The 19609-nt window shown below is 60.9% G+C and carries 13 protein-coding genes; 2 read left to right on the forward strand and 11 right to left on the reverse strand.

Annotated elements, in window-relative coordinates; genetic code table 11:
* Positions 1-7 precede the first annotated feature (7 nt).
* The 4 genes from astD to ACA065_RS23570 form a co-directional block, all read right to left on the reverse strand.
* Positions 8-1474, reverse strand: coding sequence for a succinylglutamate-semialdehyde dehydrogenase (astD, locus tag ACA065_RS23555; RefSeq protein WP_497691737.1), 1467 nt, complete (start codon positions 1472-1474; stop codon positions 8-10).
* On the reverse strand, positions 1471-2499 hold the full coding sequence (gene astA / locus ACA065_RS23560; protein ID WP_497691738.1) for an arginine N-succinyltransferase: 1029 nt from the start codon (positions 2497-2499) through the stop codon (positions 1471-1473). The genes astD and astA overlap by 4 nt, the downstream gene beginning before the upstream one ends.
* A gap of 51 nt (positions 2500-2550) precedes the next feature.
* Positions 2551-3570, reverse strand: a complete 1020-nt coding sequence (aruF, locus tag ACA065_RS23565) for an arginine/ornithine succinyltransferase subunit alpha (protein ID WP_159959192.1) — start codon at positions 3568-3570, stop codon at positions 2551-2553.
* 247 nt (positions 3571-3817) lie between these two features.
* The gene (locus ACA065_RS23570) at positions 3818-5038 is read right to left on the reverse strand and encodes an aspartate aminotransferase family protein (protein WP_497691739.1); all 1221 of its coding nucleotides are present in this window, start codon (positions 5036-5038) and stop codon (positions 3818-3820) included.
* A 305-nt stretch (positions 5039-5343) separates the two neighbouring features.
* Between ACA065_RS23570 and ACA065_RS23575 the strand changes: the two genes are divergently transcribed.
* Positions 5344-10389: a dermonecrotic toxin domain-containing protein gene (locus ACA065_RS23575; RefSeq protein ID WP_497691740.1), complete on the forward strand. Its 5046-nt coding sequence runs from the start codon at positions 5344-5346 to the stop codon at positions 10387-10389.
* Here the strand turns inward: ACA065_RS23575 and ACA065_RS23580 are convergent, their stop codons facing one another.
* From ACA065_RS23580 to acs, 7 genes are all read right to left on the reverse strand, one after another.
* Complete coding sequence (locus ACA065_RS23580; protein ID WP_497691741.1) at positions 10390-11370, reverse strand: GlxA family transcriptional regulator; 981 nt, start codon at positions 11368-11370, stop codon at positions 10390-10392.
* A gap of 245 nt (positions 11371-11615) precedes the next feature.
* Positions 11616-12380: an ABC transporter ATP-binding protein gene (locus tag ACA065_RS23585; protein ID WP_003214336.1), complete on the reverse strand. Its 765-nt coding sequence runs from the start codon at positions 12378-12380 to the stop codon at positions 11616-11618.
* A 27-nt stretch (positions 12381-12407) separates the two neighbouring features.
* Positions 12408-13520, reverse strand: coding sequence for a succinylglutamate desuccinylase/aspartoacylase family protein (locus ACA065_RS23590; protein WP_497691742.1), 1113 nt, complete (start codon positions 13518-13520; stop codon positions 12408-12410).
* Position 13521: 1 nt separating this feature from the next.
* Complete coding sequence (locus tag ACA065_RS23595) at positions 13522-14220, reverse strand: ABC transporter permease (protein WP_497691743.1); 699 nt, start codon at positions 14218-14220, stop codon at positions 13522-13524.
* On the reverse strand, positions 14217-14906 hold the full coding sequence (locus ACA065_RS23600) for an ABC transporter permease (RefSeq protein ID WP_053257623.1): 690 nt from the start codon (positions 14904-14906) through the stop codon (positions 14217-14219). The genes ACA065_RS23595 and ACA065_RS23600 overlap by 4 nt, the downstream gene beginning before the upstream one ends.
* A gap of 92 nt (positions 14907-14998) precedes the next feature.
* Positions 14999-15784, reverse strand: a complete 786-nt coding sequence (locus ACA065_RS23605; protein ID WP_497691744.1) for an ABC transporter substrate-binding protein — start codon at positions 15782-15784, stop codon at positions 14999-15001.
* Positions 15785-16477: 693 nt separating this feature from the next.
* Positions 16478-18433: an acetate--CoA ligase gene (gene acs, locus ACA065_RS23610; RefSeq protein WP_497691745.1), complete on the reverse strand. Its 1956-nt coding sequence runs from the start codon at positions 18431-18433 to the stop codon at positions 16478-16480.
* 397 nt (positions 18434-18830) lie between these two features.
* Here acs and ACA065_RS23615 point away from each other — a divergent pair, with 397 nt between their 5' ends.
* Positions 18831-19100, forward strand: a complete 270-nt coding sequence (locus ACA065_RS23615) for a DUF2790 domain-containing protein (protein ID WP_497691746.1) — start codon at positions 18831-18833, stop codon at positions 19098-19100.
* The last annotated feature ends 509 nt before the right edge of the window (positions 19101-19609 follow it).

The following is a 19609-nucleotide window of genomic DNA, read 5'->3' on the forward strand; positions in this document are numbered from 1 at the left end:
CCCACATTTAGATCAGTGTAATACCAGGGGTCAGCGTGGCTGGAACCACCAGGCTCGGGGTCTCAAGCGAGGCCACCGGGTACGCGCAATAATCCGCCGCGTAATAAGCACTGGCGCGATGATTGCCCGAGGCACCTACCCCACCGAACGGCGCGGTGCTGGCCGCGCCGGTCAGCTGTTTGTTCCAGTTGACGATACCGGCGCGGCTTTCCAGCCAGAACTGCTGGTAGCGTACTTCGGAATCCGACAACAAACCCGCGGCCAACCCGTATTGGGTGTTGTTGGCCTCCGCGATCGCCGCGGCAAAGTCAGCGTAGCGGATCACCTGCAACAGCGGGCCGAACAGCTCTTCATCTTCGCGCTCGGTCACACCGGTCACGTCAATAATGCCTGGGGTCAGCAACGCGGCTTGAGCCTGGGGCTGGGTCATTTCCAGCAGCGCCACCGCGCCATTGGCCAACATCAGCTCCTGAGCGTCCATCAAGGCTTTGGCTGCGCCGAGGGAAATCACCGAGCCCATGAACGGCGCCGGCTGCTGGTCGAACGCACCGACTGCAATTGTCGCGCTCACCGCCACCAGACGCGCCAGTAACGCATCGCCCCAGGCGCCTTGCGGCACCAGCAGGCGACGGGCACAGGTGCAACGCTGGCCGGCCGAAATGAACGCCGACTGGATAATCGTGTAGACCGCCGCATCCACGTCGGCGACTTCATCGACCACCAGCGGGTTATTACCGCCCATTTCCAGCGCGAGGATCTTGTCCGGGCGCCCGGAGAATTGCTGATGCAGGTGGTTGCCGGTGCGGCTGGAACCGGTGAAAAACAACCCGTCGATACCCGGGTTGGCCGCCAGCGCGATGCCGGTTTCCCGCGCGCCTTGCAGCAGGTTCAACACGCCCGCCGGCAAGCCGGCGTCGATCCAGCACTGCACGGTCAACTCGGCGACTTTCGGGGTCAGCTCGCTCGGCTTGAACAGCACGGTATTGCCCGCCAGCAAGGCCGGGACGATATGCCCGTTCGGCAAGTGGCCAGGGAAGTTGTAAGGCCCAAACACTGCCACCACACCATGAGGCTTGTGGCGCAATACGGCGGTGGCATCGCCCAACGGGCCGCTCTTCTCGCCGGTACGTTCGCGGTAGCTTTGCACCGAAATGGCAATCTTGTTGGCCATGCTGGTGACTTCGGTGGCCGACTCCCACAGCGGCTTGCCGGTTTCTTCGCCGATGCAACGGGCGATTTCATCGGCGCGGCTTTTCAGCGTGGCGGCGAAGGTTTCCAGCACGCTGATGCGCTCTTCCAGCGGGCGCCGGGCCCAGCTTGGAAACGCCTGGCGCGCGGCCTGCACGGCGGACTCAACCTGTTCGACAGTGGCGCCATTGCCGGCCCACAGCACTTGCTGGGTGACCGGGTTGCGCGATTCAAACAGTTCACCCTGGCCAGCCAGCCAGCTACCTGCGATATACAGCGAATTCATGACTTCGACTCCCGAGCAGCAGACAACGCAACAGCGCGCACTTGATCACCCACCACCAGTTGCAAGCGCTTGGCGGTCTGTGGGTCGACCACCAAAGTGCCTGCCGCCAGACGGGCCGGAGCGGCGGTAATGCGGCACTCCTCGCGCTTGCGGTTATGAATCAGGAACGGCGTGGCGTCGTCCCCCGGCGTGCCGATGGCGAGCACCAGCGACTGGCTGTCGCGCACCGCACGGATTTTGCTGGTCTCACACTCCACCGCCGGGCCGGCGTCGAAAATATCGACATAGCCCTGGTAGCTGAAGCCTTCGCTCTTGAGCATGCTCAGCGCCGGTTCGGTGTCCGGGTGAACCTTGCCGATCACATTGCGCGCGTCTTCAGACAGGAAGCAGCTGTACAGCGGAAACTTCGGCATCAGCTCGGCGATAAACGCCTTGTTGCCCACGCCGGTCAGGTAATCAGCCTGGCTGAATTCCATCTTGAAGAAATGCCGGCCCAGGCTTTCCCAGAACGGCGAGCGCCCGGCGTCGTTGGACACGCCACGCATCTCGGCAATGATCTTGTTGCCGAACAACTGCGGGAATTCAGCGATAAACAGCATGCGCGCCTTGGCCAGCATGCGGCCGTTGAGGCCGTTGCGGTAATCGGCGTGCAGGAACAGCGAGCACAACTCGGAATTGCCGGTGAGGTCGTTGGCCAAAAACAGCGTCGGGATTTCGCGGTAGATGTTCAGCTCCTGGGAGGCGCTGACCGTCAGGCCGACCCGGAAGTTGTACCAAGGCTCGCGCAGGCCGACGGCGCCAGCGATGGCGGAAATGCCCACCACGCGGCCTTCGTCGTTTTCCAGCACGAACAGGTAGTCGGCATCACCGCGCCCGGCTTCGCCGCGAAAGGTCTTTTCTGCCCAGCCGACCCGGTGGGCCAGGCGCTCTTCGTTGGCCGGCAAGGTGGTGAGGCCGGTGCCAGTGCTGCGCGCCAGATCAATCAGGGCCGGTAAATCGCTGCTGCGTACGGGACGAACGATCATGCTATCTCCTCAGACGGGCCGCCTGCTCCAGGCCACCCGCAAAACTCTGCTTTAAACCGCGACCAGGCGCACGCTGGCACCTTCGCCAACACCCAGGGCTTCGGCCGTTTCCAGGTCCAGGGTCACTGGTTTGCCGGGCGCGTAGTCCAGGTCCAGCATCACCGCGCGGTAATCCTGCAATTGCGCGTTGCTCACCAGGTACTGACGGCCGGCACCCTTGACCATCTCGCCGATCTTCACCGGCACCACGCGGCTCTGGGCGATCGAGCGAATGCCCGAAACCCGCGCGTGCAGCGTTGGGCCGCCGTCGAAGATGTCGATGTAGTGGTCGGTTTCAAAGCCTTCACGCATCAGGATGTCGAAGGTGATCTGCGCACGCGGGTGCACCTGGCCCATGGCTTCCTGCGCTGCGTCCGGCAGCAACGGCACGTAGATCGGGTAGTGCGGCATCAGCTCGGCGAGGAAGGTGCGGCTTTTCAGCCCGCACAGGCGCTCGGCAGCGGCGTAGTTGAGGTCGAAGAAGTTACGGCCGATGGCGTCCCAGAAAGGCGAGTCACCGTTCTCGTCGCTGTAGCCGACAATTTCGGTCACCACCGAGTCGGCAAAGCGCTCGGGGTGGCTGGCGACAAACAGCAGGCGGCCACGCGAATTGAGCTCCGACCACGGCGAACCAACCAGCTCGGGCACCACGTAGAAACTGGTGAGCAGGCTGTTGCCGGTGAGGTCGTGGCACTGGGAAAGCACGTGGATCTTGTTGTGGATCTTCAGCTCGCGGGAGGCGTGCACGAAGGTTTCGTTACGGAAACTGTAGAACGGCTCCGAGTAACCGGCCGAGGCCACAATGGCCGAACAGCCGGCGAGCTTGCCGGTCTCGGTGTCTTCGAGCACAAAGAAGTAGCTCTCTTCACCGTTGAAACTCACCTCGGCCGCGAAGGACGCTTCGCTGGCGGCGATCTTGTCGCTCAGGCGTTCCACATCATCCGGCAAGGAGGTGACACCAATCGGGCTGTCCGCAGCCAGACGCTGTACCTCGCCCAGATCAGCCATTTGCGCGGGGCGCATCACCAGCATGGTGTCACTCCTTAACTCGAAAAACTCACAGAGGGAAAAATGCCGGACAGGCTCTGATTCAGAGAGGGTTTTTGTGGCGAGGGAGCTTGCTCCCGCTGGAGTGCGAAGCGCTCCCAAAATCTTGGGGCCGCTGCGCAGCCCAGCGGGAGCAAGCTCCCTCGCCACAAAAGCGGCTCCCACAGTTGACTCGGTCCGGCATTATAAAATTTGGGTTCGATGCCCAATCGTTTGAGCATCGAACGGTCTATCAGGCTTGGGTCAGCGTTTTCACAGCACGTTCAAAACGATCCAGGCCTTCGTTGATGTCGGCCTCTTCCACCACCAGGCTCGGGGCGAAACGCACCACGTCGGGGCCGGCTTGCAGGATCATCAGGTTTTCTTTTTCGGCCGCGTTGAACACGTCCTTGGCCTTGCCTTTGAACGCATCGCTGAGCACGCAACCGATCAGCAGGCCCATGCCGCGTACTTCGGTGAAGATGCCGTATTGCTTGCCGATCTGTTCCAGGCGCGCCTTGAACAGGTCGTGCTTGGCGTTCACACCAGCCAGCACTTCTGGGGTGTTGATCACGTCGATCACCGCTTCGGCCACCGCGCACGCCAGCGGGTTGCCGCCGTAGGTGGTGCCGTGAGTACCGACCACCAGGTGCTTGGCCAGGTCTTCGCGAGTGAGCATGGCCGCAATCGGGAAACCGCCGCCCAGGCTCTTGGCGCTGGTGAGGATGTCTGGCGTCACGCCGTAGTGCTGATAAGCGAACAGGTGGCCGCTGCGGCCCATGCCGGTTTGCACTTCATCGAACACCAGCAACGCGTTGTTGGCGTCGCACAGCTCGCGGGCACCTTGCAGGTAAGCCAGCTCGGCCGGCAGCACGCCGCCTTCGCCTTGGATCGGTTCGAGCACCACGGCGCAGGTCTTGCCTGATACGGCGGCTTTCAGCGCATCCAGATCGTTATAAGGAACGTGGGTGATGCCGGTAATTTTAGGCCCGAAACCATCGGAGTACTTCGACTGGCCACCGACGTTGACGGTGAACAGGGTACGGCCGTGGAAGCTGTTCAGCGCGGCGATGATCTCGTACTTCTCAGTGCCGAAACGGTCGAACGCGACGCGACGGGCCAGCTTGAACGCGGCCTCGTTGGCTTCGGCGCCGGAGTTGCAGAAGAACACGCGCTCGGCAAAGGTGGCGTCGATCAGCTTATGCGCCAGGCGCAGGGCCGGCTCATTGGTGAACACGTTGGAGACATGCCACAGCTTGTTGGCTTGTTCGGTCAGTGCACCGACCAGCGCCGGGTGGGCGTGGCCCAGTACGTTAACCGCGATGCCGCCGGCAAAGTCGATCAGCTCGCGACCCGCCTGGTCCCACACGCGCGAACCCGCGCCACGCACAGGGATGAATGCGGCAGGTGCGTAGTTGGGAACCATGACCTGGTCGAAATCGGCACGTTGCACCGGGGCTTGCTCAACGGACATCGGAGTCTCCTGAAGAGGAACGCCTGCCTGGAACTGGCAGACGATGCAGGGATTGTAAGGACAGTTTTCAGCGCCACCTTGTCGCCAAGCGACAACTTCTTATAGCGCCAACCCCGGTTTTACGCGGGTTTACGGCAATGCGACATATTGCGTCGCAATGGCGCAGTGTAAACCAGCGGCGAATTTTTCGGCACAACGCTCCGGCATCCGATCAACCCATGCCCATTGCGATAATCCAATAGCACCCCGCCCTCGCCGCCTGCCGATTTACTTGAGCACTTTAAGCACCCTCAAGGATTGGCAACATGCCTGACTCTGTACAACAAACGCCGCATAACCACCTTTTCGTTCAGCCCGACCGGCATTACGCACTGCTCAAAAGCGCGATCCCGCGCTGGCTCGGCGAAGCCTCCCCGCGCCGTCGCCAGGCGCTGGGCCAAAGCGTTGTGCGCCTGCCTCAGCCGTTACGCGACGGCGCCGAACCGGGCCAACGCGAGCTCAAGCGCCTGGCCACCGCCCACTGGGACGCGCAAAACACCGTCGAGCACGCCCTCGCCCACGTGCAGGACGCCCAGCACTTTGGCGCACCGATCCTCAGCCTCGCCCTGAAAACGCGGTTCGGCCTGGACTTGGATGTGAACAACACCTTCCTGCGCCTCTACATCCCACAAACGATCCCCGGCTTCCCGATCCCCTCGGGCGCCGCGCGTACCTGGACCGTCTCGCTGCTGGAGGCCGCCCTGCACAACTTCGAACACCAGGAAACCCAGGCAGACGCCCATGAAAGCGCGTCGACCTTTATTACCCGCCCTGACGCCAGAGGCCAATTCGACACGTTGCCAGACATCAAACGTGTGCTGTCGATTCGCGCCTTTACCCAGCTTTGCCGCGACCTGGACATCGGCGCGCTGTATGCCGCCTACCTGCAACAACAACTGGGCATGACCGAGCCGGTGACCCAGGCCGCCTTACAGCTCAAAGTCGAACGCAGCCAGAAAGCCGAGTTACAGGCCGCACTGCAGTGGGCGTTGATCAGCGGCGACCTGCAACCGAGCTATTTCCGTTTGATCCAGGGCCTGCTCGACGGCCTGGCCGGCATGCGCCTGGACGGCCAGGCGCTGCGCTACCACGACCTGAGCCTGATGGGCGCGGACTTGCCCGGCATCATCGTCTTCGGTCCCGACCTGGAACTTTCACGCGGGGCAGCCCGCATCGTGGCTTATGTGCCGGGTGACCCCGAGCACCCGATCAAGGAATACCCCTCGTCCCAGGCGCTGCAAAAAGAACTGGTGCGCCAACTGCGCGATGAGCCTTACCAACGGTTCTTCAGCCGGTTTGTGCCGCATGCACAACGCGGCCACTTTTTCGCCAACCTGAGCCAACTGCTCGGCAAGATCACTTGGCACCCCTACGTTCAGGGCAGCAGCCAGCCGATCTGGCGTCAAACCCCGACCGACAACCCACGCGTGCGTTTCGTCGCCACCCCAGGCGGTCACGACCTGTGGCGCCACCAGTACCAGCGCAGGCTTAATCAAATCCTCAACGACGGGCGCAGCCGCGCTGTCGCCACGGCAACCGTGGACCGCAACGCGCGCTGGGCGCTGTGGGATTCATTCGTGAATATCGCGTCCTCAATCCTGGAGGCCGCCACCCTGATCATCGCGCCCTTCGTGCCGTTTGCCGGTGAATTGATGCTGGGTTACATGGCCTACCAACTGCTCGATGAGGTGTTCGAAGGGATCATCGACTGGAGCGAAGGCCTGGGCAGCGAGGCGGTCGGGCACTTGGTGGGCGTGGTCGAAACCCTGGTGCAACTGGGCGCCTTTGTCGCTGGCAGCACGCTCGTCATCGGGGAGTTTCGCAAGGTCCTGCCCAAAGAGATCGTCGACTTTATCGACCGCTTCAAACCGGTAGCGCTGCCCAATGGCCAGACCCGCTACTGGAAACCCGACCTCACGGCCTACGAGCACCCCATCAGCGTACCGGCCAACGCCCAGCGTGACACGGCCGGCCTGATCCAGCACTCGCGTAAAAACCTGCTGAAGCTCGAAGACAAGGTTTACTCGGTGGAGGAACACCCGGCGTCGGACACGATGCTCATCCAGCACCCTTCACGCCCTGACGCCTACCGCCCAAAAGCCCATCACAACGGTCATGGCGCCTGGCACACGGAACTGGAGCACCCGCTGCAATGGGACCAAAAAACCCTGTTGCGCCGCCTGGGGCCCAGCGTGGAAGGCCTCAGTGAAGCCGACCAGGCACTGGCGCTGAGCATCAGCGGCATTGACGAAAACGCCCTGCGCAAAATGCACGTCAACCGTGAGGCGCCCCCTGCGTTGCTGATGGACACCCTGGAGCGCTTGCGGGTTGATCGGGACATTCAAACCCTGATCGACCGGCTCAATAGCGATGACCCCAAGACTTACGGCAAAGTGGACCCACAGGCCAACCTGCAACTGCTGACCAGCCAAGGCGACTGGCCCCCAACCCGCTGCCTGCAATTTATCGATGCCCAAGGGCAGATCGCCTGGTCGTTTGGCGACAGCCAACTGCCCGCCATCCAGATACCCGAGAGCCACTTGAACAATGGCGACCTGCTCAAGGCAATCCTCACCCTGCTGCCGCCAAAAGATGCCGCCGATGCCTTTGGCGCAGCGGTCGGTGATTCGAGCCTGAGCCTGGACCTGCGCGCCGCTCACCTGCGTAAAAAACTCGCGGCGATTGCCCAGCAAAATCGCGCGTCCTTATTCCAGTCACACTATGCAACCTACCAAGCCACCCGCAACCCACGGGCACAGCGCTTGATGGACGCCGCGCCAGGCCTGCCCGCGCGCGTTGCGCAAAAACTGCTGGAGCACGCCAGCGCCAAAGAACTGGCAGAGCTGGATAACCAGCGCACGCCCCAGCGCCTGAACCTGCTGGCGCGTAGCGCCTTCGAAGAGGTACGCCTGAGTCGCGCGTATGAAGGCTTGCATTTTGGCGATCAAAGCCTAGACACCCAGCGCCTGGCCCTGCACTCACTGCCCGCGATACCGGGCTGGCCAGCGCAGGTGCGCCTGGAGCTCAGGGACTATGCTGCCAACGGCACCTTGCGTGACCAGATCGGTGCGGCGCAGGCGCCCATCGTGCGCACGTTGGTGCGCAGCGAAACCGGCGAATACACCGCCTATGACGGCAGTGACGCACTCAGCGCCCCCACCGACTTTTACTCGGCCATCCTCAACGCACTGCCCGACCCTCAACGCCAAGCCATTCATTTGGGCATCGATCAGGGGCCCCGTCTGCGCCAGTACCTTGCGCGGCATCCCGTCGCGCGTAATCCACTGCGCGAGCTGCTCGGCGCAGACCCGATCCGCAAACCGACTTATGACCCGCAAGCCATGAAACTGCTGGGCGGCATGGACGGCTACCCGGCCCAGGCTGACTATGGCGACGGGCCGCCGCCCCTGCTGGCACAGGTACGCGAATTGTTCCCCGCGCTCGACGATGTGCAGGCTCAGTCCGTGCTCGAACACCTGCTGGCCCTGCCGACAGGCGCCAGCAACCACCTCGCCCGCCTGCGTGAGCAACGCCAACTGGTGCGCCAGAACCTGCAAGCCTGGCAGGCCGCGATCCCGCGCATCGACCCCGAAACCCAGCTTGAGATGACCGCCGAGCGCCGCTATGACGAGGTGCAGACCCGCAAGATAGTGGCCGAGCAATTGCAAGCGTGCTGGCGCCGGGAAACCGAGCGGGACGAGTACTTCAATAACCCCGAACTCAACGGCCATACCCTCAGGCTCTACGGCCCAGGCCCGACTGATCTGCCGGAGCTGGGCGTGACCTTCAACCATGTCTCGATGCTGTCCCTGGTGGGTGACGGCCCCCTGCTGGGCATCGACGCTTTTCTTAATCGGTTCCCCAACCTGCGCCACCTGGAAATCAGGTCCATCCCGCTGGGCGACTTGCCGCCACAGCTCAGCAGCCTGCCTACGCTGAACAGCCTGATACTGAGCGACTGCGACATCACCCTCACCCCGCAAAGCCTTGAGCGATTGAACGCCATGAGCGGCTTGCACGCGCTGGACCTGCACAACAATACCCTGGGGCTGATACCCGATGTCCAAGGGATGCCCGACCTGACCCTGCTGGACCTGTCGGTCACCGACATCGACCGCGTGCCAAACGGCGCAGTGGGTCACCCGCGGTTGGAATTAGCCATGCTCAGTGACAACCGAATCACCGAGTTACCCCTGGAGCTGTTCAGCGTCAGCCCGGACACCGCCAGAAAGTTCGACCTTTCCGGCAACTCGTTCACTGGGCCGACACTGGACCTGATCAAACACTACTGTCAGGCCCACGGTGAGTCGTTCGCGGCCCAAGCCCCCAGCGCAGAACGTGCCAGGGTCATGAACCTGTATCCGACATTGCTGGAGCCCGAAGCGGATCGCTTCATCTTTCGCCTGCCCGGCGACATGGCCGCCGTCGCCCCGACCTTGGCCCGCCTTGAAGCCGAGTACACCCAACTGGAAACCGACCTTCAGCAATGGGCACTGAATGTACCCGACCACCACCCGGTCCTCGGCATCCCGCTGGACGAACAGACCGCCGCCCTGGAACAACACGAACGCGAGCGCTTCAAGGCCTTGCTTGAAGAGGCCTGGCGTCGCGAAAGCGAGGAAGACGAGGAAAGCCTGGATGAGCAATTCACCCACGCGGTGGTGCTGGATACAACGGTCATGGGCTCGCTGCCGCGCCTGAGCGCAACGTTCGATCATGTGTCATCGCTGGAAATTATTGGAGCTGGCGGCATCAATGACGTCGACGGCTTACTCCAACGCTTCACCCACCTGCAAACATTGCTGCTGAGCCGATGCAACCTGGGGAAGATTCCTGACATCGTTGCCCACATGCCCAAACTCAACAGCCTGAGCCTTGAGAACTGCCATATCCGCTTGACGTCGCCGAACATCGATATCCTGGGCAGCGCGCCAGAGCTTGAGTTCCTGAGCCTGAGAAACAACCGGCTGGAAGTGGCCCCTGATGTCAGCAACCTGAGCCAGTTGAACGCACTGTATCTGTCCAACACGGGGATCACCGAAGTGCCCCGCGGGCTGTTCAGCCTCCAGGAGCTGGTAACGGTGGACCTGAGCAACAATATGATCAGCGAAATTCCGGCCGACCTGCTGGAGTCGACAACGCCCTACGACAACGATTGCGACTTCAGCAGCAACCCGTTATCGCCACAGAGCCTGAACTATCTGCGTCAGCATTACGTGCGCACCGGCAATAGTTTTAAGGTGGAGGCAGCCACCCAGGATGAGTATGGCGTGAACCTGGTTGTACAAGCTGCGCAACCGATGGAGGAGTAATCAGCCGCGTTCGGACGGCACCGACGACAACTCGAAGGGGCTGCTGCTGCGCCGCTGGTTGCGGTCTTCGCGCGGGGTGGCGCCGAAGAAGTTGCGGTAGGCGCTGGAGAAGTGCGGCCCCGAGGAAAAACCGCACGACAGGCCGATCTGGATGATCGACTTGCTGGTTTGCATGAGCATCTGGCGGGCCTTGTTCAGGCGCAGTTCCAGGTAGTACTGGCTGGGGACACGATTAAGGTATTGCTTGAAGATGCGCTCCAGCTGTCGTCGCGACACGCACACGTGCTGGGCGATTTCGTCGGTGGTCAGCGGCTCTTCGATATTGGCTTCCATCAGCAACACGGCCTGGGTCAGCTTCGGATGGCTGGAGCCCAGGCGGTTTTGCAGCGGAATGCGCTGGCGCTCGCCGCCTTCGCGAATGCGCTCTACCACCAATTCTTCGGAGACGGCACCGGCCAGTTCGGCGCCGTGGTCACGGGCCAATACCGCCAGCAGCAGGTCAAGTACCGACATGCCGCCGCAGGCGGTCAGGCGATCACGGTCCCAGTCGAACAGATGGCTGGTGGCGATGACCTTGGGGAACCGCTCGGCGAAATCATCCTGCCAGCGCCAGTGCACGGCGGCGCGGTAGCCGTCGAGCAGGCCGAGCTGGGCCAGCGGGTACACACCCGCCGACAAACCGCCGATCACACACCCGGCGCGCACCAACTGCTTGAGCGCAGTGCTCAGCTGGGAGGCAATGACGGTCGGCGGCTCGTCCGCCAGCAGGAACAGTTTCTGGAAGCCTTCGAGCTTGCCGGCCCACGGCTCGCCCGGCAATTGCCAGGCGCCGTTGGTGGCAGGCTCGGCGAGCAGGAACGACAACTCGTAGACCACGTCCGGATGCACCCGCTGAGCAACGCGCAAGGCCTCCTCAGCCAGCGCAAGCGTCAGGGCTTTTGTGCTGGGCCAAATCAGGAAACCAATTTTATGGGCGGTCATGGAATGCTATCCGAAGCGAAGAACGGTAATGAAGACAAGGGCCAATGCTAGCCGGTAAACCAACACAAATCTCAAAACATATGGAGATCCAATGTGGGAGCGGGCTTGCTCGCGAATGCGGTGGGCCAGCTACACATCTGCTGACTGATCCACCGCTTTCGCGAGCAAGCCCGCTCCCACAGGGGATTGAGCCGATCTCAAGACTGTGAAGCATGCACTAACTCAGTGCACAAAAGCAGTCTTGATTATTTCAGGCTGCCCGAAAGGAACTGCTGCAACCGCTCCGATTGCGGGTTAACCAGCACTTCGCGCGGGTTGCCACGTTCTTCAACGATGCCTTTGTGCAAAAACACCAGTTGGTTGGACACTTCACGGGCAAAGCCCATTTCGTGAGTGACCACCACCATGGTGCGGCCTTCCTGGGCCAGGTCCTGCATCACCTTGAGCACTTCGCCGACCAGCTCCGGGTCGAGCGCCGAGGTGGGTTCGTCGAACAGCATCACCTCAGGCTCCATCGCCAGCGCACGGGCAATCGCCACGCGCTGCTGCTCGCCGCCGGACATGTGGCCGGGGAACGCATCCTTACGATGGCCCACGCCGACCTTGGCCAGGTAGTGCTCGGCTTTTTCACGCGCGTCTTTCTTGGACATGCCCAGCACGTGCACCGGCGCTTCCATCACGTTTTCCAGCGCAGTCATGTGCGACCACAGGTTGAAATGCTGGAACACCATGGACAGGCGCGAACGCATGCGTTGCAGCTGTTTTGGGTCGGCGGCCTTCATGGCGCCGTCCTTGTTGGCCACCAGCTTGAGCTCTTCGTTGTTGAGCAGAATCTTGCCGGCGTGGGGTTGCTCGAGCAGGTTGATGCAGCGCAAAAAGGTACTTTTGCCCGAACCACTGGAACCGATGATGCTGATCACATCACCGGCCGCGGCGGCCAGGGACACGCCTTTGAGCACTTCATGACTGCCATAGCGTTTATGCAGGTCTTGGACTTCAAGTTTGTACATGCGGTCGGTTCTCACAAAAACAGGTGGTCAGTCGTTGAGCAAGCGCCCGTGACGCAGCGCTTCGCGCCCCGCCACCTTGGCCAGCCAGAAACCCGCTTGGGCATAACGTAGCCGTTCAACGGCAAACAACACCCCCGAGGTGCCCGCGCGGATGATGCTCACGCGGTCTTCCAGAGGGTCAATCACTTCAAAAATCGGCTCGCCGGTCTCCACCCAATCACCGGCTTTACGCAGGTAACTGATCACCCCGGCGTGGGGTGCGAACAGCAATTCGGTGCCTTCGAAGGGCAGGCCTTCGCATGGCTCGTGTTGCGGCGCGGGCCATTCACCTTGGATCAGGCCTTGCTCGGCCAGGAACGCGAGGATTCCTTCGGCGTGGAAGATCGCCTCATCGCGACCGGTATCGGCTTGGCCACCCAGTTCCAGGGTGGTCGCCAGGCACGCCAGCGGAATCTGCGCCTCGGGAAATGCCCGAGACAGACGCAACCACGGCAACGAACAGGCTTCGTCAAACGAACTGCCGCCGGAATCTTCCGCCAGCAGGCCGACTTTCACATTCAAATGCGCCGACAGCGAACGCCACTGCGGCCAGTGCTGCGGCAGCGCGTACATGTGCAGTGCGGCTTCGGCGTCGCAATGCAGGTCGAGGACGATATCGGCGCTGCACGCGTGGCTCAGCAGTACACGTTGCATGCCTTGCAACTGGCTGCTCGGCTCGGGCAAGGCGGCGAGTACATCGGCCATTGCCTGGCGAATCATGCGCACATTGGCGTGCGGGTCATCGCCCAGCTTGCCCTTGAGCAGCTCGGTAACCGGCTCGCTCAACTCAACGAAATCGCGGTTGAAATTCTTGCCGCTGCCGACTTCGAAGCGCCCCTGGTGGCTGCCTTGCAGCAGTTGGCCCAGGCCCATCGGGTTGGCCACCGGCACCAGCTCGATCACGCCATTGAGCGCACCTTGCTGTTCCAGTTCGGTCAGGCGCTTTTTCAGCTCCCAGGCCGCACGCATGCCGGGCAATTCGTCGGCGTGCAGGCTGGCCTGGATATAGGCCTTGCGCTCGCCACTGCCGAAACGAAACACGCTCAGCTGGCGCTCGCAGCCCAGGTGGCCCCAGGGCAACCGGTGATCGATACGTTCCATATCAGTGCTTCCGTGGAGCCAGGTAGCTCAGCCAGCGGCGCTCGGCCAACTTGAACAGGCGTACCAGGATAAAGGTCAGGCACAGGTAGAACACGCCGGCCGTGATGTAGGCCTCGAACGGCAAGTAGAACTGGGCGTTGACCGTGCGCGCCGCACCGGTGATGTCGATCAAGGTGACGATGGACGCAAGGCTCGTGGTCTGCAGCATCATGATCACTTCGTTGCTGTACTGCGGCAGCGCACGGCGCAGGGCCGACGGCAGCAGGATGCGGCGGTATAGCTTATAGCGCGACATGCCCATGGCCTTGGCCGCTTCGATCTCGCCATTCGGGGTGGCCTTGAGGCTACCGGCAATGATCTCGGCGGTGTAGGCGCTGGTGTTGATCGCAAAGGCCAGGCACGCGCAGAACGTGGCGCTGGAGAGCAGCGGCCACAGAAAGCTTTCGCGCACCGCTTCAAATTGCGCCAGGCCGTAGTAGATCAAAAACAGCTGCACCAGCATCGGTGTGCCACGAATCACGTAGGTGTAGAGCCAGGCGGCGCCATTGACAATCGGCTGCTTGGACACGCGCATCAAGCCCAGGGGCAAGGCCGCGAGCAGGCCGAAGAACAGCGAGATAGCCAGCAATTTCAGGGTGGTTGCCAAGCCGCCGAGGTACAGCGGCATGGCATCCCAGATGACGTTGTAGTCGAAGATCATAGATCAGCCGCCCTTACGCCTACCGAGTAGCGCTTCTCAAGATAGCGCAGGGCCAGCAACGACACGCTGGTGATCACCAGGTACATCGCCGCCACTGCGAGGAAGAAGGTAAAAGGCTCGCGCGTGGCATCTGCCGCCTGCTTGGCCTTGAACATCATGTCTTGCAGGCCCACCACCGAAATCAGTGCTGTGGCCTTGGTGAGTACCAGCCAGTTGTTGGTAAACCCAGGGATCGCCAGCCGAATCATCTGCGGCACCATCACCCGGAAAAACACCTGGAAACTGCTCATGCCATACGCAAGGCCGGCCTCGGCCTGGCCCTTGGGAATGGCCATGAAGGCGCCACGGAAGGTTTCCGAGAGGTAGGCGCCAAAGATGAAACCCAGGGTGCCGATACCGGCGGCCAAGGGGTTCAAGTCAATATAGTCGTCGTAGCCCAGCAGCGGCGCGACGCGGTTGAGCAGGTCCTGACCGCCGTAGAAAATCAGCAGGATCAGCACCAAGTCGGGGATCCCGCGGATCACCGTGGAGTACAAGTCACCCAGCCAGGCCAACCAGCGCACCGGCGACAGGCGTAACGCGACCCCGATCAGACCCAGAACGATGGCCAAGGCCATGGACGACAAGGCGAGCTGAAGCGTCAACCATGCGCCATCGAGGATGACGGCCCCGTAGCCTTTCAACATGATTCAGGTCCTCGAAAAGGGGGGATGAAAAAATGGCGCAAACCGCAGGAATTCTGTTGCTTGCGCCATTTAGGACAGACAGCTGCGACGCGTTACTTAGGGTCTGCGCCGTAAATATCGAAGTCGAAGTATTTGTCTTGGATTTTCTTGTACTCGCCGTTGGCACGGATCGCGGCGATAGCTGCGTTGATCTTGTCCAGGTTGGCCTTGTCGCCTTTGCGTACGGCGATACCGATGCCGTCACCGAAGTACTTGGCGTCGGTGAACTGTGGGCCCACGAACGCGTAGCCTTTACCGGCCGGGGTTTTCAGGAAGCCGTCCTGCAGCAGGGTGGCGTCAGCCACGGTGCCATCGAGGCGACCGGCTTCCACGTCCAGGTAGATTTCGTTCTGCGAGCTGTAAGGCACAACCGTGGCGCCTTTAGGGGCCAGGACTTCCTTGGCGAAACGGTCATGGATCGAACCGCGCTGCACGCCAATTTTTTTGCCTTTCAACTCATCCAGGCTGTCGCTGACGGTGGTGCCTTCCTTCATCACCAGCTGCGCCGGGCTCAGGTAGTAGCGGGTGGTGAAGTCCACGGATTTCTTGCGGTCTTCGGTGATGGACATGGACGACAGGATCGCGTCGATCTTGCGCACTTTAAGCGCAGGGATCAGGCCGTCGAACTCTTGTTCGACCCATACGCACTTGACCTTCATCTCGGCGCACAGGGCGTTGCCGATGTCGTAGTCAAAACCGACGATGCTGCCATCCGGCGCCTTCGAGGCAAACGGAGGGTAAGCCGCTTCGATACCAATCTTCAGGGGCTTTTCATCAGCGAAGGCCTGCATGGACAGCACGGACAGCGCCAGGGCGCCCAACAGCACAAGTTTCTTCATCTTGGGACTCCATCGGTATAGGGCAAAAAGCAGTATGAGCCGTGGCCCACGATGCGACTTAGGTGAAACCGAATAGCGGTGCTGCGTCCTACGCAGGTGCATACCTGCAACGACGAGCGAGTGATCGGCATTCTAACGACAGCCCGGAAGCCGATATTTCCTCAATGCGACAACAATTTACAGAAGCACTGAGAAAGCGGTTCCAGCACATTGACAGCCTCTGAATTTTATGCAGAGACAAAAGATATTAAACCTGTTGATGCTGCAAATTGCGGGCCTATTATTCGCAAACCCTTCTAGCACGGCAAGTCTGGCGTTTAATCTTATTTGTGAGGGTGTCTAAAACGGGGGTTTTCGGGGCACGGGCGTAGCACTTTGCCTCAGGTTTGGGCGTAGGGTTACACATTTATGGCGCTCGGTAACATTCAGAAACGCCCTACGATGAAAGTCGATATTTATTGGCTTGGGGGTTATGCGGGTCTGTCAGACCACCACTTCAGCCAGCTTGAAATACCCTCCAAATGTGGGAGCGGGCTTGCTCTCGAATGCGCTGGGTCAGCTGCACATCTGCTAACTGATACACCGCATTCGCGAGCAAGCCCGCTCCCACAGGGGATTTGCATCGGTTTCGAGATCCTGCAAAAAAGCCCCACCCGGCTCACGCCGAATGGGGCTTTGTCCCACAACCCCGCCTTACGCGACGTTCATGGTCTTGTGCGTTTCAATCAAGTGCGCCACCACACCCGGGTCCGCCAAGGTCGAGATATCCCCCAGCCCGTCATACTCAGCCGTGGCAATCTTGCGCAAAATGCGGCGCATGATTTTCCCCGAGCGCGTCTTTGGCAAGCCCGGCGCCCACTGGATCACATCCGGCGAAGCAATCGGCCCGATCTCTTTACGCACCCAGTTTTTCAGCTCCAGGCGCAGCGCCTCATTCGGCTCTTCGCCGTTTTTCAGCGTGACATACACATAGATGCCCTGCCCCTTGATGTCATGCGGCACGCCCACCACCGCCGCTTCGGCGACTTTAGGGTGCGCAACCATCGCGCTTTCAATCTCGGCGGTGCCCATGCGGTGGCCAGACACGTTCAACACGTCATCCACACGGCCGGTGATCCACCAGTAGCCATCTTCATCGCGACGCGCGCCGTCACCGGTGAAGTACATGCCACGGAAGGTCTTGAAGTAGGTGTCGACAAAACGGTCATGGTCGCCGTACAGCGTACGCGCCTGGCCCGGCCACGAATCGAGGATCACCAGGTTGCCTTCGGCAGCGCCCTCGATGATGTTGCCCAGGTTGTCCACCAGCGCCGGCACCACGCCGAAGAACGGGCGAGCAGCCGAACCCGGCTTGAGTGCATGAGCACCCGGCAGCGGGCTCATCAAGGTGGCGCCGGTTTCGGTCTGCCACCAGGTGTCGACGATCGGGCAACGGGATTGGCCGACGTTCTTGTAGTACCAGTCCCACGCTTCCGGGTTAATCGGCTCACCGACAGAACCGAGCAGGCGCAAGCTGCTGCCATCCACACCTTCGCAGGCGGCGGTGCCGGACGCCATCATCGCGCGGATCGCGGTAGGCGCGGTGTAGAGGATATTGACCTTGTGCTTGTCGACGATCTTGCCGACACGGGTAATGTCCGGGTAGTTCGGCACGCCTTCGAACAGCAGCGTGGTCGCGCCATTCGCCAGCGGGCCGTAGACAATATAGGTGTGGCCGGTGACCCAGCCGACGTCGGCGGTGCACCAGTAGATTTCGCCAGGGCGGTAGTCGAACACGCGCTCGTGAGTCAGAGCCGCGTACAGCAAGTAGCCGCCAGTGGTGTGCTGCACGCCTTTAGGCTTGCCGGTGGAGCCGGAGGTATAAAGGATGAACAGCGCCTCTTCGGCGCCCATCTCTTTGGGCGCACACACGGTGCCCGCCACTTTCATCAAGTCTTCGTACCAGATGTCGCGATGCTGGTTCCACTTGATATTGCCATTGGTGCGCTTGCACACAATGACCTTCTGGATGCTGCTGGTTTCCGGGTTGGTCAGCGCGTCGTCGACGTTGGCCTTCAGTGGAATTTTCTTACCGGCACGGATGCCTTCGTCGGCGGTGATCACCACCTTCGACTTACAGTCGATGATGCGACCGGCCAGCGCCTCCGGCGAGAAGCCGCCGAATACCACGGAGTGGATCGCACCGATGCGGGTACAGGCCAACATGGCGACCACGGCTTCGGGGATCATCGGCATATAGATAGTCACCACGTCGCCGCGGTGCACATCCTGGCCGCGCAGGGCGTTGGCGAACTTGCAGACTTCTTCATGCAGCTCGCGGTAGGTGATGGTGCGGCTTTCGCAAGGGTCATCGCCTTCCCAGATGATCGCCGCCTGATCGCCACGCTCGGCGAGGTGACGGTCCAGGCAGTTGTAGGAAACGTTGAGGGTGCCATCGGCGAACCATTTGATGTCGACATGGTGGTCGTCGAAAGAGGTCTGCTTCACCGCGGTGAAAGGCTTGACCCAGTCAAGGCGCTTGGCTTGCTCGCGCCAGAAGCCATCGGGGTTGACCACCGACTGCTGGTACATGGCCTTGTAGGTCGCCTCGTCGGTCAGCGTGTTGGCTGCTACTTCGGGGCGAACGGGGTACAGGGAAGCCGCACTCATCTTTCTTACCTCGGTGACAATAGTTGTTTTTGTATGCCCTGTTGTAGCTGGGGCGCACCCATAGAACCATTCGACGATGGTAGTAACAAGCCCCTACAAATTGCCCTGCTATGCCCGTTTGCGGCTCTGGCCCGCGCCCTGCGTGGCCTTGGCGCCCGATGAAAAAACCTTTACCACGGGATTGTTACAAAAACCGCCAATAGTGTTTATCAAAAGCACGGGTATATGAATATAACGCGCAAGCCTAGAATCCACTCCGTCAACACGACACCGTGATTAACAACGTAACAGCCCCCACGAAGGCAACGTTAATCCGAACTAACCAACTCTTAAGTTACACACGCGGCCTCATAAAGGCCACGTGACCCCTTTCGCCCTGAAGAAGGTAAATACAGTAATGAAAGCTCTCGTAGTTATGGCCCTCAGCAGCTTGTGCGCCACCGCCGCCCTGGCCGACGAGGCCCCGACCGAGCTGGCCGGCCAGAACGCCCCGATTGTTGAAGAGTACACCTACAGCACTGACTTGGATGTTGCCAAAGTATTGTCCATGAGCACTGTTCCGGAAGTCTGCCACGTTGTACCGGTACAAATGGAATATGAAGACTCACACGGTCAGCGCCATATTCTTAATTACCAAGTAATGGGCAATGGTTGTTCTAACGGGTAATAGTTATTGAGTCAGGTTTAACCCCGGATCTTGGTCGCCGCAAGCAATCGTTCTTGCGGCCAAGAACCTATCTAGAACCCACCACGCTATAAATGTGGGAGCTGGCTTGCCTGCGATGGCAATTTCAGCCATCACCCAGCACCAACCCCCTCCACCCAGCCAGCCCTCCCCGGCCTCAAAAAGGCTGCTTCTGCCCTCGGTTATAAATAGCCCACCGTCCGTCAAAAAAATCCTCACCTGCCAAACCCCTGTAAACCTTCACTCTGGCTCAAATAGCAGGCTTTTTGTCTGTGATCCGAGACCATCCGCCGCAACACAAAGTCGAATTTTTCCCTATAATGCGCGGGTAAATCGGGCCTGCAATATCCCTTTACACCGGGATGAAGAGCCAGACCTGAGGCCTTCGCTGGAGCATGCACCTGTCGCTCCGCCCCTCAAGCCTCACGCAGAACACCCGTTACCCTATTCCGTTTAATGCCTGCGCGAGCTGTTGCAACAAACGATTCCTT

The sequence above is a fragment of the Pseudomonas sp. LBUM1640 genome (assembly GCF_059716225.1).

Coding starts and splice junctions, on each gene's coding strand:
- astD (WP_497691737.1), bottom strand. CDS start 1,474: ATGAATTCGCTGTATATCGCAGGTAGCTGGCTGGCTGGCCAGGGTGAA.
- astA (WP_497691738.1), bottom strand. CDS start 2,499: ATGATCGTTCGTCCCGTACGCAGCAGCGATTTACCGGCCCTGATTGAT.
- aruF (WP_159959192.1), bottom strand. CDS start 3,570: ATGCTGGTGATGCGCCCCGCGCAAATGGCTGATCTGGGCGAGGTACAG.
- ACA065_RS23570 (WP_497691739.1), bottom strand. CDS start 5,038: ATGTCCGTTGAGCAAGCCCCGGTGCAACGTGCCGATTTCGACCAGGTC.
- ACA065_RS23575 (WP_497691740.1), top strand. CDS start 5,344: ATGCCTGACTCTGTACAACAAACGCCGCATAACCACCTTTTCGTTCAG.
- ACA065_RS23580 (WP_497691741.1), bottom strand. CDS start 11,370: ATGACCGCCCATAAAATTGGTTTCCTGATTTGGCCCAGCACAAAAGCC.
- ACA065_RS23585 (WP_003214336.1), bottom strand. CDS start 12,380: ATGTACAAACTTGAAGTCCAAGACCTGCATAAACGCTATGGCAGTCAT.
- ACA065_RS23590 (WP_497691742.1), bottom strand. CDS start 13,520: ATGGAACGTATCGATCACCGGTTGCCCTGGGGCCACCTGGGCTGCGAG.
- ACA065_RS23595 (WP_497691743.1), bottom strand. CDS start 14,220: ATGATCTTCGACTACAACGTCATCTGGGATGCCATGCCGCTGTACCTC.
- ACA065_RS23600 (WP_053257623.1), bottom strand. CDS start 14,906: ATGTTGAAAGGCTACGGGGCCGTCATCCTCGATGGCGCATGGTTGACG.
- ACA065_RS23605 (WP_497691744.1), bottom strand. CDS start 15,784: ATGAAGAAACTTGTGCTGTTGGGCGCCCTGGCGCTGTCCGTGCTGTCC.
- acs (WP_497691745.1), bottom strand. CDS start 18,433: ATGAGTGCGGCTTCCCTGTACCCCGTTCGCCCCGAAGTAGCAGCCAAC.
- ACA065_RS23615 (WP_497691746.1), top strand. CDS start 18,831: ATGAAAGCTCTCGTAGTTATGGCCCTCAGCAGCTTGTGCGCCACCGCC.